We start from the raw sequence: 13321 nt of genomic DNA, 5'->3' as shown, positions 1-13321 counted from the left end.
AGTTTTGGCTTGCAAGCTACGCCAAAAGTGCCTTAACAGAGGAGCAACAACCTAAATGAAACTTGCCTTCTTTAATGACTACCAACTCGGTGTAATAACAGAAAACGGGATTGTTAACATCAGCGATGCATTGAGTGGACTTTCGTCCCACACACCGCAAGAACTAATACAAATGGTGATTGAGGACTTTGACAATCTTGGTTCAACAATAGCAGACGCGGCCGAAAATGGAACTGCAATCGCTTTAGACAGCGTCAGTCTCAAAGCACCGCTCCCACGTCCCGGGCAACTCGTCTGCCTTGCTGGCAATTACATCGAACCCGATAGTCCGTCGCGCGGAGATTTCAATGCCTTTCTGAAGTCGCCGACCGGTATCATCGCCACAAAGGATACAGTGGAACTCCCAGAAGCAGACGTAACCGTGTTTCACTTTGAGCCAGAATTAGCCATCGTGATCGGCAAAACAGCCAAACATTTATCCGAAGACAATGCTTTAGATTGTGTATTTGGTTATACGCAATTCATTGACGTGTCTGCCCGCGGGTTGCCCGGTGGTTTCTTCTTAGGGAAAAGCTGGCACACGTTTGCCCCAATGGGACCAGCACTCGTCACCGCTGACGAAGTAGAGGACGCGAACGCGCTCGGCGTGCAACTCTGGATTAACGACGGTTTGCAACACGATTTCTCCACGAATTCCATGGCACGTTTCATCCCCGAATTGCTCGCAGAAGTAACAAGCGTGGTAACATTAGAACCCGGCGATGTTGTATCCACAGGAACACACCATGAAGCACTCACCGCAGTTGGCGACGGGGATACGGTAAAACTATCAGTAGAAGGTTTCGGTCCAGAGTTAGCAGTTGCTGTTAGCGATCCGTTAAAGCGGACAACTTGGCGCGGTTAAGACACTTGTAGGAGAAAAAAGTGTTGACAACTGTACCGATTTACGTGTATAATAAATTAAGGTGTAATTTAGAGGCTCCCTCTAATCCACGAAATCTTTTTTCTAATAGCAAGTTTTGGCGAGTGAACTACACCACTTTCAATCGTAAGATTTGGCGCGATATGGAATGAGATTGCTTCTGCCAATAAGGAGACCAAATTAATGAAAAAACCCAGCCCTTTTAACAGCAAGTTTTGGCTAGCAAGCTACGCCAAAAGAGCCGTGTTTGCGGTCCTCACGATTATCTGTACGTGGATGATGGGCTGCGGCGGCTGTAACCCAGAACCGATACCGAGCGGGATGAACCCCACGCAGGGCCCGGAGACCGGTGGGACAACCGTGCAGATTACCGGTGAAAAATTTGACATGAAAAACGGCGTAACTGTGACGTTCGGTGGGAAAAACGCCCAAAGCGTAACTGTTCCGAGTGAAACGCAAATCACGGCAGTGACTCCCGATGGCATGGCGGGGCAATCTGTGTCTGTTGTCGTTATCAATAAAGGGAAACCCGAAGTTCCCGTCACACTTTCACAGCAATTTACCTACACTGACGCAACACCGCCAACCGTCACGATGAACGAACCAGCCGATGGCACCGTCATCTCTGAATACGAAGATTCTCTAAATGTAATGAACAGCCTGACGGTCTCGTTCAGTGAACCTATTGATAGTAACAGCGTCTCTGTGGATGTAGCAGTTACGAAAACAGAAGATTCGATGAGTGAACCGATGAACGCAACGTTGTCAGGGACAGTGAGTGGAACCGGTGATTCTGTGACGTTCACATCCGACATGCCGATGCGCGCAGGACGCATGTACACTGTCACCGTCTCCGGTGCCGCTGATATGGCTGGTAATACCCTTGCGAATTCACACACCTTCAGTTTCAGCATAACGAGTCCTGAAGTGCTTTACAAATACCATGTCCAAGAAGTAGACATTCAGGAAGCAAATGGCGAGGCTGCGCTCAAACGCATCGCAGCACGTCCTGAGATTTTCGATAACGAAGAGATGTGGACACGACTGGTCGCCGCGAATCAAGATGACTACATCTTCGACCGGACGAGATTGAGCGTAGGACAACTGTTACTAATTCCACGCGGGCGCGCTTGGGGTGACAAGTAAGCAAACTCACTACCGAAATCGAAAAGCCGTGTACCTGCTACACGGCTTTTTTATTTTCTGAAAGAGGAAACCATGTTTGGTCCGCAAAGAAATTTTGAAAACCGTATTGTTGAACATCGGCGCAACTTAGCGGGCATTAAGCACCTTCACCGATTAAGGTCGCAGTCTGGATCGCTGGCACGCCCTACATCGAATCAACCGATCACCCTCCACGTGACAACGTCCGGTGGGATCCCTTACGATTCGGTTCGTTGTTGGATGGATGCAGATGGCGAAGATATCATGTTTGAACTCGTACCGAGAGAATCGGTATGGAACACGCTTGAATGGCGATACGTGCGCTACTGGTACGGACAGATTCCCCCACAATCAAGTGGTACAATGGTGCGCTACAGAATCGGTGGACGGACCGTGGGTTCAGACAGATGGATCTTCGCGGATAATCAAGCGCGGATGTTATCGGAAGCGACTGAATTCGCTATCTTTGTTGATGACTATGACCCACCGATGTGGGCACGCGATGCGGTTATCTACCATATCTTCTTGGACCGATTTTATCCGGGTGACGGTGTACCATGGAAAAAGCCAACAAATCTTTCCGGGTTTTTCGGAGGAACGCTCTGCGGCGCAATTCAGAAACTTGACTACATTCAATCGCTTGGGTGCAACGCAATCTGGCTTTCACCCCTCTTTGCAAGCCCATCACATCACGGTTACGATGCAACAGATTACTACACCGTTGAACCTCGATTCGGTACAAACAGCGACTTGAAAGAATTGATCAAAAAAGCGCATGAGCGAGATATGCGGGTTATCCTCGATTTCGTAGCGAATCACTGGTCCAATCAGCATCCAACCTTTCAGGCAGCGCAAAGCGAGAAGGACAGCGAGTATCAGGGGTGGTATACATGGCAGCGATGGCCCGACGAATACACAAGCTTCTTCGGTGTAAAGGGGATGCCACAACTGAACTTAAAGCACAAACCGGCGAGCGACTATCTGTTAAGGTGCGCACAGCATTGGCTACGCAACGGCATTGATGGCTACCGACTCGACTATGCTCCGGGTCCACCGCACACGTTCTGGGCAAATTTTCGCCAAGCGTGCAAAGCGGTGAATCCTGACACTTTTCTGTTCGGAGAGGTCGTGAGCCATTCGGAAGTGATTGCGTCCTATATCCCACATTTTGATGGGTGTCTCGATTTCCTGCTTGCGGATGCCCTCCGGCGAACCTTTGTTCTCGAAACCTCGACGTTGCTGGAATTTGAGGCGTTCTTAGCGGCACACGAGGGATACTTTCCTAAAAATTTCTCTCTCCCCGCGTTTTTGGACAACCACGACATGACCCGTATTCTCTACTTGGCAGGTGAAGATAAGGCAAAGGTCCGATTGGCGGCACTGGTGCTGTTCACACTTTCCGCACCACCTATAATTTACAACGGTACTGAGGTGGGCGTTTCACAACGTAATCCGCTTGGACGTTTTGAGGAGGCGCGGTTGCCGATACCGTGGCGGGATGAAGGGAATAAAAACCTGTTGGCTTATTTCCAACGTTTGGGAGCACTACGGAAACAGTTTCCGGTGCTTACTTCGGGAAAGCGAAAAGTTGTTCATCTAAACGTTCAGAAGGGGACTTATGCGTATTTACAGGCTTCAGCAGATAGTAAAGTCCTGGTTGCATTGAATACGAGTCTATGTTCTCAGACGATTGATGTCCCGATTTCGTTGAGAGGGAGTCGCGATTCGGAGATCGCTCCTACCTTGGAAGACCGCCTCAATGGAAATCAGGTGACAGTATCAGGAGATTCCGTAAAAGTCTCGCTTGCAGCGCAGAGTGGAGCGTTCATTGTCTAAAACATTCGTAGAAAAATAGAAAGGGACTAATAACCACAAAATACGGTTACCAATCCCTTCCTTATAGGTGTTGTTAGATGGAACTATTGGGCGGCACCATCGCCAGCATCATTCATGCCCGTAGCGGCACCATCCGTGCCAGCAGCATCAGCCATAGAGAGCGGTACGAAGACCTTGTCATTAGCGGCTGTTGAGTGGCATCCATGACAACCGGCACTGCTGCCCCCAGGAACATCGCCCTTTGTTTCTCCTTCTATGACATTTGACATTGCGTCGAGTTTAACTTGGACGTACATCCAATAGCCGTGATCTTTGTACATTGCGGACATCGGGTCTGCTGAGTCGGTTTTTACCATCTTTGCAACCCTCTCGACAAATGTATTGGTAGCATCCATGATCTCTTTGACAATCATGGTTCCTGCAGGATAAGCTGTCCCTGCCCTGTTTGCCATAGCACCGGCTTCATTGAAATATACAGTACGAGCTCCCGTCCCGTGAGCTGCTCCGGTACCCACTGGTACTGGAAGCGTAACACTGTCCCACGACTTGTGCGTTTCCATGTCCATCATCATTTTCATCATCATGTCCATAGGTGCGTCCGTAGTCATGTCCATAGGCGCGTCGGTAGTCATGTCCGTGGTCGTGTCCATAGTCGTGTCATCACCAGCCACCATATCATCTGCTATAGGATCTATGTCCATCATGGTATCCATGGAGAGTGAGACGAAGACGCTGTCGTTATCGGCTTTGGCGTGGCAGCCGTGGCAGCCGTTCCCTGCATCTGCCAGATTAGAGCCTCTGACCTGCATATACTCAGCATCCGCACTGGGACGAGCATATTTTCTGTAGACCCACCCATTGTGGTTAGCATACATCGGGTCGTCGCTCTTCATCATCATGGCGAGTTTATCGACAAACGTGTTGGTCTCATCCATAATTTCTTTGAAAATCATGGTCCCAGCGGGATATGCTGTGCCTGCCTTGTTCGCCACGGCACCAATATCGTTGATATAGAAGGTACGTGGCGTAAAAATATCGCTGCCTGGATTGTGGGCTGCTCCGGTTCCCGCGAAATCCATGGCTGCAGCAGCTTCTTCCACGGTCATCGTCGGTGCTGGAAGTGCTTTACTCGCCCACGACATGTACATTTTCGAGTCCATCACTTTCATCATATTCATCATCATGTCGTCAGCTGGCATCATATCATCGGTAGCCATCATATCATCAGCAACCGGTTCTATGACTTTTTGTACTCTTTCACAGGATACCAAGGCGACACAAATGATTAAAATCGCAATGAAAACGACTTGAAGTTTTAACATTACTGAATGCTCCTTATTCTATATTTTAAAAGTTGAAAAAGAGTTGTAGGCTTTAAAGCGGCAAAGCCATCCACTTCATTGTGGTCTTCTCCAAATTTATATTACATAACTTCACTTCAAATAGTATCATATTGGGATTTAATTCTCAACAAAAAATAGAGCGTAGATAGCTTTCTTTAGTTTTCTACAAACATGCACTCTGTTGGTGAACGAGAAACGGCTAATTGCCTGATAAGGCTATGTCTGCCGCGTTTTAGGTAGGGATCGCTCCTACAGCAGTGAACTTGAAAAATTGCGGTAGCAATTTAGGCAAATTGTAGATTTCACCGTAAGATGTGAGTCTGATAGAAAGATTTGATCATCGTAGATTGCGGATAAAAAAAGGATCAGCAACCATAGAATGTAGTCACTGATCCTCTTCAGAAATGATGTGAGATGAACTATTGGGCTAATTCATACCGTTGCCATTCATGCCCTCGCCATCCATGCCATCCATGTCATCCATGTCGTCCATGCCATCCATGTCGTCCATGTCGTCCATGTCGTCCATGCCATCCATGTCGTCCATGCCATCCATGTCGTCCATGCCATCCATGTCGTCCATGTCGTCCATGTCATCCATGTCGTCCATCATGTCGTCAGCCATCGTGCCGTCGTCCATCATGTCGTCAGCCATCGTGCCGTCGTCCATCATGCCGTCGTCCATCATGTCGTCAGCCATCATGTCGTCCGACATGCTATCATCTGCCATCATGTCATCCGTAACTGGTGTCATCATCGACGTAGTTCGTTCACAGGATATAAAGGCAACACAACATGCCAAAATGGCGATTAAAACTATCTGAAACTTTAACATTGTTAGGGCTCCTTATTCTATATACTTTTTATATACTTAAAGTAAGCAGTTATGGAAGAGTCTCGAATCTCTTGGTGCAGTTTCAAGACAATAAAGCCCGTTCAGGTTAGAACGTGACTCTCCAAATCTATGTACCATACAACTTTAGTGAATTATACTATTTTTCTCTTTAATTTTCAAGAAAAAATATACAAAAAAGCCGTTATTCAGAAATTGTCTCTATGGATCGGTTTTTAGGATCTCCGAACGAATTCTTAGAACATAAGGATGATTAGGGACTTGGGTAAAGGCAATTCCAATTTCACGTCGCGCATCGGAAATTCGGTTGAGTCGGTAATAGATGAAGGCAAGCGTGGCACGGTGTGCAGGTTGCCCCTCACTCGCAACAGCAGCGGTGGCGAGGGTCAGTGCTTCAGTGAGTTTCCTGTTTTCCGTTGCAAGCAGGGACGCTAACGCCTCTTTCGGAAATGGAACATCTGGCGCGAGTTGAATGGATTTTCGGAAATCGGCTTCTGCCATGTTGGACTTGTTCTGTTTCTGATAAATCTTCCCACGCCACAAATATCCGGGTGCCCATGTCGGTTCGTGTCGGATGCCCATTGTCAGTGCTTGCGCCGCAGCCTTCAAATCTCCTGAACGCTCGTGCAGATTTGCGAGTTGCACGTAGGCATCCATAAAATCCGGTTCATGTTTGATGAGCGTGAGATAGTGTGATACTGCTGTTGCTTGATTCCCAAGTTTGGCTTCTATCATACCGAGATGTAAAAGTGCCTGCCGCGAAGTAGGCTCTATGGTGAGCACACGTTGATACGATTGCTTGGCATCCACTAATTCGCCGAGCTGCATCTGAACGTAGGCATAATCTTTCAAGGCTGGTATAAATGCCTCATCCGTTTCAAGTGCTTTCTTCAAGGGCGTTAAGGCACGTTGTGGCTGTCCATTCTCAATGAACCAATGCGCTTGACGACGGTAGCGTTCCGTCAAGGTTCGGCGGTAACGCGTCAATGCAGCCTCAGATGCTTCGTTGCTACCCATATCATGGAGGACATCTGCGAGTGCTTTATGGAATATTGGTTCGTCAGGTGCGTGTTGGACAGCACGTTCATAAAAACGTTGGGCGACAGGGAGTTGCCCGCGTCTTGCTCCGACCTCACCGCGTCCGAAGGCGGCACTGGCAAGCGTCCCGTCTTGGGTGAGTGCTTCCCGAAAGACAGCATCGGCTTCGTCAATGCGATTGAGCTTGAGCAGGACATGTCCGAGATTATTATAGGCAGCAGTTGTATCCGGGTGCAGCTGCACAGCGACAATATAGTAGCGGCGTGCCTGCTCCAAGTTCCCACGCTCTGTTTCAATCTGTCCCAAAGCGACATACCATGCCACCGGGGCATCCTCACCAGCACCCTTGATGGCTCTTTGGAACCATGTATCGGCTTGGTCAAGCTGCTTGTTGCGGTGATACGCAGCAGCGAGCTTGGCTTGCACCATAATTTCTAAGCGCACCCTTGCAATATCGCCTTGCGGCTGTGTTGAGAGAAGTTGCAAAGCATGCTGAAAAGCAGTAATAGCGGCGGGATAATCTTTCAGTTTTGCGGCGGCATCCCCTTCACCGATGTAAACAATCGGGAATTCAGGAGCCTCTTGGGCAAGACCTCGGTATAAACGGCGTGCTTCATGCCACTGCTCCGCTTGAAACGCACGCTGTGCGTCCTTCAACTGCTTCTGGAACGTTTTAGAATAATCTGCTATATCGTCCGCCGATCCTGACACAGCAAACACAAACAGCAGCACTCCAACGGCAAAATGCCTCCACCACCGCATAGATATAGGCTTCTGAGCAATTCTATCCCTCGTCTGCTTTAAGCGCGGGTTATTCCACATCTGTTTGCCTCGTCTCACCTTCTGCCTGCACAAGTTCATCATCCAAAATATGCCATGTCTCCTCTTCTTTTCGTTCCGTTAACCACGCCTCAAACTCGCTTTCTGCTAAATCCCGACGAATCCGTTCTGAAATCTCCTCACTGACTTCCGAATAGGGTTTCTGGCGTGACGGGTTATTCCGAACGCGTTCGACGATCTGATATCCCTCTGAAACGGGGAGCGGTGCACTCCGTTCAGAAATTTGCAATTCTGTCACAATGGTGCCCAACGGGGTGTCTACCTCATGTGTCAACTCCTCAATCCAGAGTGCCAAACGTGTTTTATAAGCTTCATAGACAGTCTTAAATGTTTCACCTTGTTGCAAATGCTCGCTGAGTTGTTGCACTAAATCTTCAGCAGCCTGCTTTTCTGCTGCGGATTTATCCTTCGGCATGATAATAAATAGTGAGTTAAAGGTGACGGTAGGGGGCACAATAAATTCAGTGCTATTCGCATCATAGTAGGACTTTGCTAAATTCGCGACCTTCTCACTGTTGACAGCATTGAAAAATATACGGCGAAAGAATTCGTCGTATATTAGCTGCTCATAGACCTGCGTTTTCACCGTTTCCTCTTCCAACTGGTACTGCTGTAAAACGCTCTGAAGATCCCCCTCAAAAGCATATTCGGCACGGATTTCCGCTATTTTTTCCGCTACCCGCATGTCGCGTTGGGTTACAACGATGCCGCGTCGCTCAGCTGCTTGTAAGACGAATTTGCGGGTAATGATAGTATCAAGTACTGCGCGCCGTTCGGCGGTCGTTGGTGTTGCACCAGTGCGTATCTGCATGAGCGCAGCGATACGAAATTCATTTTCAAGTTCGCTGCGCGTGATAGCATCCGTATTGACAACCGCAATGACAGAATCGATTAACGTTTGCGCATAAGCGTTACTGCTTACACAAAATAGCAACAGAAAGGTGATATAACGTCCCATATTATCGCGGATTTCTCGGCGTTAGCCACTCCTCTTCAATGTGTAAACCGAGTCCAGGACCGTCATTCGGAGAGATGTAGCTATCTGTCGGGAGAGATTCACCGTCAAACAGTATCGTCTCCTCCAACGGCACCCCGGGTGGGACACCAAGATAATATTCAACCCAAGGCGTATTGGGCATAGCGGCGGAAAGATGGAGTCCCGATTGTCGAAGCCCACCCCCGTGAAAGATAACGGTGAGTCCTGCAGCATCTGCGAGATGGCAGATTTTGACACACTCGGTGATGCCGCCCACCCAGAAGGTATCCGGTTGTAAAATATCCAAGCACCGCCTTTCAATAATCTGCTGAAACGGGAAACGGGTGTAGTGATGCTCGCCACTCGCCAAGCTCACCCAATCGACAGCCTCTTTAACTTTCACCAAACCGTCAATGTCTTCTGGAATGAGGAACTCTTCAATCCATTTAAGACGATACGGACGGAGGCGGTGTGCCAATCGGATGGTGTAATCGACATCGAAAGCCATATAGCAATCAAGCATAATTTCAACGTCGTCGCCGACCATTTCTCTGGTTTTCTCGACCAGTTTTTCGTTCTCTTTCAAGCCCCATTCGCCATCTACTGGTCCATAGGGACACGCCAACTTCACCGCCTTGAATCCGAGTTCCAACTGCCAATCGGTATCGTTGCCAGTAGCGTAAGCGAACATCTTCTCACGTAGCGGTCCACCGAGTAGTTCATAGACGGGTTGGTTCTTGATTTTGCCGTTCAGATCCCATAGGGCAATATCAACCCCGCTCATTGCACAACTGGTTAAGCCTTGTGAACCGTAAGGTTTGGACATACGGAACATCATATCCCAAATCTTCTCAACGGCAAAGCAGTTTTCACCAATTAGCATTGGTGCAAAGTGTTCATCAATAATAGCAGCGACTGGGGTGCCGAAAGAGGTTTCGCCTATACCCCAAGTGCCGTCTTCAGCGGTAACTTTGACGTAAACGGTATCCCACTTCTTCGGCATCCAACTGGAACGGTGGCGTTTGTATTGTGGGTAGCGCGACATCGGATTTGCGACTTCGGCGTGGGAACTCCACACTTCGCGGCGGGGTTCTGTGCGTTTGATGTCTCGCGGCGGCACGTTGATTCGGACGGTCTGTATGTCTTTGATTTTCATCGTCTGGCTCCGTTCAGGGTTTGTGGCATGATACCATAATTCAACGTTTAACTCAAAGGATTTAAGGGGAAGGAGAGGGGCTTAGTTCTCCCGTAGGAGGGTCTCCGAATCCCGATACCTTGTTCCTACAGCAGAAATAGCCGATACATCTCAGAAAAGCACACAGAAAAGCGTTGGGGTTCACTGCAGGACTGATTTACTTTCGCAAACTTCATTAGAAACCGCTGAAAAAGTGGTAAGATTGGGCAGGATTTGGAAAGTGTTTCGCCGGCCGCGCGGTAAAAGTTATAGGATTTACACAAGTTGAACAGAGCATCACATTTTGTTGAAAATGCCTCGCAGTGAGAGTATTTCGTTGTATTTACCCCCTTAAATCCGCCTTATCAGGGACTTTAGAATGCGTAAGTTCTAAGTTGTGTTTCGCCAAGCCAAATTTTAAACTTGACAATTTTTGCATTTTTTTTTATAATTATTCATGACGTTGATTTCATGCTGAAGCATATTCGCTAACACCGCGTGGATCGCGTCAGGGCAGCCTCCCCGTTTCCGGGGTGCGCAGCAGGTGTTCCCGCACCCGCCACGCGTAACACTGCCAAAAGATGTAGTTTTGACAGCGCTGGTTTCTATTGTAGCAGCTAACGGGTTTCGTTGCGTGTTATTTATAGGGGCCAGCCCCTACAAAAGGAGTGCCTAACATGAAAACACGCCTCTTGCGGTGGGTCCCCATCGCGCTTTTCTTCGTCGTGGCGACACTCAGCGTCGCGCTGCACCTTACACGTGCTGCGGATGAACCTTGTCGTCCGTTCCCCGAATTTTGTATCCCTGAAATACAACCGCCGCCGTGTCAACCGATCATTTGTCCCAACACGGAGACGAGATAGATACGCGCGGCGAACAACCGAAAGGAGAAAAATATGTTAAGAAAGAGAATGTGGATTCCGCTTTTGATTGTTTTGCTTCCAGCGATGGGATGTGGTCTGTTTTATGGACGCAAGGTCGCCAAGCAAGAACCTGTAAAGGTTTACAAAGTTCCCATTGCGGTAGAGCGAAAAGAAACACCGAAACCACCGCCACCTGGAGAAACCGCCGAGAGCGGACATTGGCATGGCGACGAGTGGCATGCTGAACCGCATTCCGCACACGCGCCTGCGGAGGTCTCCGAGCAACCGCAAATACTTGCAGAACCTACCGAACGCGATGCCGTTGTTTCAGAAACACAACCGACAGCGGATTTCGTCAATCCCACCAGTAAGTCGTCAAACCCATTGTTTGCCGACGGTGTGCCTGAACACTTGCAATGTCCGCCAGAATGGGTTGGTGTTCGCGTAGATGACGAATCTGTGACAGAGGAGCTTGTTTCCATTGTTGAAACGATGTGGGAAGAAATCAAGGAAAAGTGGAATCCAAATCGCCCGCTCCCAGAGATTTGGGATGTGGCGATAGAAAGGCAGCAGCACTTAAAATCAGAAGGAGTCTCAATAGATGTTCTAATACAATTGATACTTGACTTTCCTGAAATATTGGTTCTTTTTGAGGAAGACTCACCTCGTGCTATGCATATGGTGGCTGTTGAAACGGGCGAGAAAGACCCAGATTGGAATGTTGCGGTTCTTCATGACGGTCGCGTCTTTCGTATGAAAGCGAATTATAAGTATCACGTCAGATTCACGGAGGTCATGGACGTTGAGACGGGACGTGAGGCAGTAAAATCTTATGATTTAGGTCCCCCGGATCCATCTGCGCCTATCCATGGTCAACGAATCATCAACATTGACGAAATGACAGATGTCGAAATTGCAAGTCAGGGTGGCTGGAACTACAACATCAACCCCTACACGACAAATGTGCCCCGGAGAAAAATACCGCCGGACTTCGTGAATCCCACACGTGCCTCTACGAACCCACTTTTTGCCGATGGCGTGCCAGAACACCTACAATGCCCACCGGAGATCGTCGGTATTTATGACATACGTATTGAAAACAGACCTTTTGAAGTTGACCCCGAAACTTTTGAAAGAATACATCAGGCGCGTAGAGAGATCCTTGAAAAGTGGAATCCGAATCGTCCGCTCACAGAGGTGTGGCCCCTGTTTATTGCAGCAGAGAAATGGTATAAATCTAACGCCGTTCCCTACCTTGCAGGAGAAGGTTTGGGGCAGGAACGATTTGATTGGCTAGTCCAACTCACACTCGATTTCCCTGAGATTTTCGCGCTGTTTGAAGAGGATTCAGAGCGTGCTTGGAATATGCGGATGATTGAGATCGGTGAACGGACACCCGACTTAAATATATTGAGGTTGCCTGACGATAGCGATCGCACCTTCCGAATAGATAATAATGAGCGATATCAATTTACATGGGGGACGAATGGAGTGAGGAATACTTACACTATCGGCGATATCGACGATCAGAACGCCGAAGGCGCAGTCATTCGTATCAACCTTGACACCATCACCGATGAGGAATTAGAGGCACTGCAAGGCTGGGACTACAACATCAACCCCTACACAACCGGGGCTTACAAACTGAAAAATGACAGCAGAAAGGAGTAGAAAAATGTTGAGAAAAAGAGTTTGGATACCGATTTTGATACTCTTGCTTGTAGCGATGGGCTGCGGGCTGTTTTATGGGCGCAAGGCTGCTAAGCAAGAACCTGTGAAAGTCTATAAACCTGTTGAGGTTGAGAAACCTGCACCACCGAAGCCGCCCCCGCCCGGGGAGACTGCCGAAAGCGGACACTGGCATGGTGACGTGTGGCATGCTGAACCGCATTCCGCACACGCGCCTGGGGAAGTTTCACAACCGCCAGAGGTTTCCGCGGCGGAAGCACCACCTGCTATTGAGACACCAATAGAAACCGCGGATTTCGTCAACCCCACTAGCACGTCCTCAAATCCGTTGTTTGCCGATGGTGTTCCCGAACACCTGCAATGCCCACCTGAATTGATTGAGGTTTATGCCGCAGAGCTTGACCCCGAAATGCGTGAAAGAATATATCAGATCACAGACGAGATTGTAGAGAAATATAATCCGAACCGCCCCTTAACCGAAGTATATCCTGCGTTCATAGAGGCAGAGAAGTGGTATCACGCCAACGCCGATCCCGAAGGTGCGGGTATCAGTATGGGCGCAAACCGCCTAGTAGTCTGTCACATTTATATTGCTGGATATAATTTGTTGAGTTTGATGCGTG

At 48.7% G+C, this 13321-nt stretch carries 11 protein-coding genes; 6 read left to right on the top strand and 5 right to left on the bottom strand.

The window, feature by feature from the left end; genetic code table 11:
* Nucleotides 1–55 precede the first annotated feature (55 nt).
* The 3 genes from OXH39_23830 (at nt 56) to OXH39_23820 (ending at nt 3922) form a co-directional block, all read left to right on the top strand.
* Nucleotides 56–904, top strand: coding sequence for a fumarylacetoacetate hydrolase family protein (locus tag OXH39_23830; GenBank protein MCY3553499.1), 849 nt, complete (start codon nt 56–58; stop codon nt 902–904).
* A 201-nt stretch (nt 905–1105) separates the two neighbouring features.
* Nucleotides 1106–2068, top strand: a complete 963-nt coding sequence (locus tag OXH39_23825; protein MCY3553498.1) for an Ig-like domain-containing protein — start codon at nt 1106–1108, stop codon at nt 2066–2068.
* Nucleotides 2069–2140: 72 nt separating this feature from the next.
* The gene (locus tag OXH39_23820; protein MCY3553497.1) at nt 2141–3922 is read left to right on the top strand and encodes an alpha-amylase family glycosyl hydrolase; all 1782 of its coding nucleotides are present in this window, start codon (nt 2141–2143) and stop codon (nt 3920–3922) included.
* Between the two features lie 83 nt (nt 3923–4005).
* Here the strand turns inward: OXH39_23820 and OXH39_23815 are convergent, their stop codons facing one another.
* The 5 genes from OXH39_23815 to OXH39_23795 form a co-directional block, all read right to left on the bottom strand.
* Nucleotides 4006–5244, bottom strand: a complete 1239-nt coding sequence (locus OXH39_23815; GenBank protein MCY3553496.1) for a cytochrome P460 family protein — start codon at nt 5242–5244, stop codon at nt 4006–4008.
* Nucleotides 5245–5692: 448 nt separating this feature from the next.
* Complete coding sequence (locus OXH39_23810; GenBank protein ID MCY3553495.1) at nt 5693–6022, bottom strand: hypothetical protein; 330 nt, start codon at nt 6020–6022, stop codon at nt 5693–5695.
* Nucleotides 6023–6319: 297 nt separating this feature from the next.
* On the bottom strand, nt 6320–7978 hold the full coding sequence (locus OXH39_23805) for a tetratricopeptide repeat protein (protein MCY3553494.1): 1659 nt from the start codon (nt 7976–7978) through the stop codon (nt 6320–6322).
* Nucleotides 7968–8954 carry a SurA N-terminal domain-containing protein gene (locus tag OXH39_23800; GenBank protein MCY3553493.1) on the bottom strand — a complete coding sequence of 329 codons (987 nt, stop codon included), beginning with the start codon at nt 8952–8954 and terminating at the stop codon, nt 7968–7970. Before OXH39_23800 ends, OXH39_23805 begins: the two co-directional genes overlap by 11 nt.
* Nucleotide 8955: 1 nt before the next feature.
* Nucleotides 8956–10128 (bottom strand): L-rhamnonate dehydratase, encoded by a 1173-nt coding sequence (locus tag OXH39_23795; protein ID MCY3553492.1) that lies wholly within the window; start codon nt 10126–10128, stop codon nt 8956–8958.
* 695 nt (nt 10129–10823) lie between these two features.
* Here OXH39_23795 and OXH39_23790 point away from each other — a divergent pair.
* From OXH39_23790 to OXH39_23780, 3 genes are all read left to right on the top strand, one after another.
* The gene (locus tag OXH39_23790; GenBank protein MCY3553491.1) at nt 10824–11009 is read left to right on the top strand and encodes a hypothetical protein; all 186 of its coding nucleotides are present in this window, start codon (nt 10824–10826) and stop codon (nt 11007–11009) included.
* 33 nt (nt 11010–11042) lie between these two features.
* On the top strand, nt 11043–12680 hold the full coding sequence (locus OXH39_23785; protein MCY3553490.1) for a hypothetical protein: 1638 nt from the start codon (nt 11043–11045) through the stop codon (nt 12678–12680).
* A gap of 4 nt (nt 12681–12684) precedes the next feature.
* The coding region (locus OXH39_23780) for a hypothetical protein (GenBank protein MCY3553489.1) at nt 12685–13321 on the top strand (637 nt) is incomplete at its 3' end.

This window comes from Candidatus Poribacteria bacterium (assembly GCA_026702755.1).
Taxonomy (GTDB): domain Bacteria; phylum Poribacteria; class WGA-4E; order WGA-4E; family WGA-3G; genus WGA-3G.
This window is presented reverse-complemented; position numbering and strand designations above follow the sequence as displayed.

What these genes read in the sequence shown, in the direction of transcription:
- OXH39_23790 (MCY3553491.1), top strand. Translation starts at nt 10,824, where the DNA reads ATGAAAACACGCCTCTTGCGGTGGGTCCCCATCGCGCTTTTCTTCGTC.
- OXH39_23820 (MCY3553497.1), top strand. Translation starts at nt 2,141, where the DNA reads ATGTTTGGTCCGCAAAGAAATTTTGAAAACCGTATTGTTGAACATCGG.
- OXH39_23815 (MCY3553496.1), bottom strand. Translation starts at nt 5,244, where the DNA reads ATGTTAAAACTTCAAGTCGTTTTCATTGCGATTTTAATCATTTGTGTC.
- OXH39_23830 (MCY3553499.1), top strand. Translation starts at nt 56, where the DNA reads ATGAAACTTGCCTTCTTTAATGACTACCAACTCGGTGTAATAACAGAA.
- OXH39_23800 (MCY3553493.1), bottom strand. Translation starts at nt 8,954, where the DNA reads ATGGGACGTTATATCACCTTTCTGTTGCTATTTTGTGTAAGCAGTAAC.
- OXH39_23795 (MCY3553492.1), bottom strand. Translation starts at nt 10,128, where the DNA reads ATGAAAATCAAAGACATACAGACCGTCCGAATCAACGTGCCGCCGCGA.
- OXH39_23785 (MCY3553490.1), top strand. Translation starts at nt 11,043, where the DNA reads ATGTTAAGAAAGAGAATGTGGATTCCGCTTTTGATTGTTTTGCTTCCA.
- OXH39_23810 (MCY3553495.1), bottom strand. Translation starts at nt 6,022, where the DNA reads ATGATGACACCAGTTACGGATGACATGATGGCAGATGATAGCATGTCG.
- OXH39_23825 (MCY3553498.1), top strand. Translation starts at nt 1,106, where the DNA reads ATGAAAAAACCCAGCCCTTTTAACAGCAAGTTTTGGCTAGCAAGCTAC.
- OXH39_23805 (MCY3553494.1), bottom strand. Translation starts at nt 7,978, where the DNA reads ATGTGGAATAACCCGCGCTTAAAGCAGACGAGGGATAGAATTGCTCAG.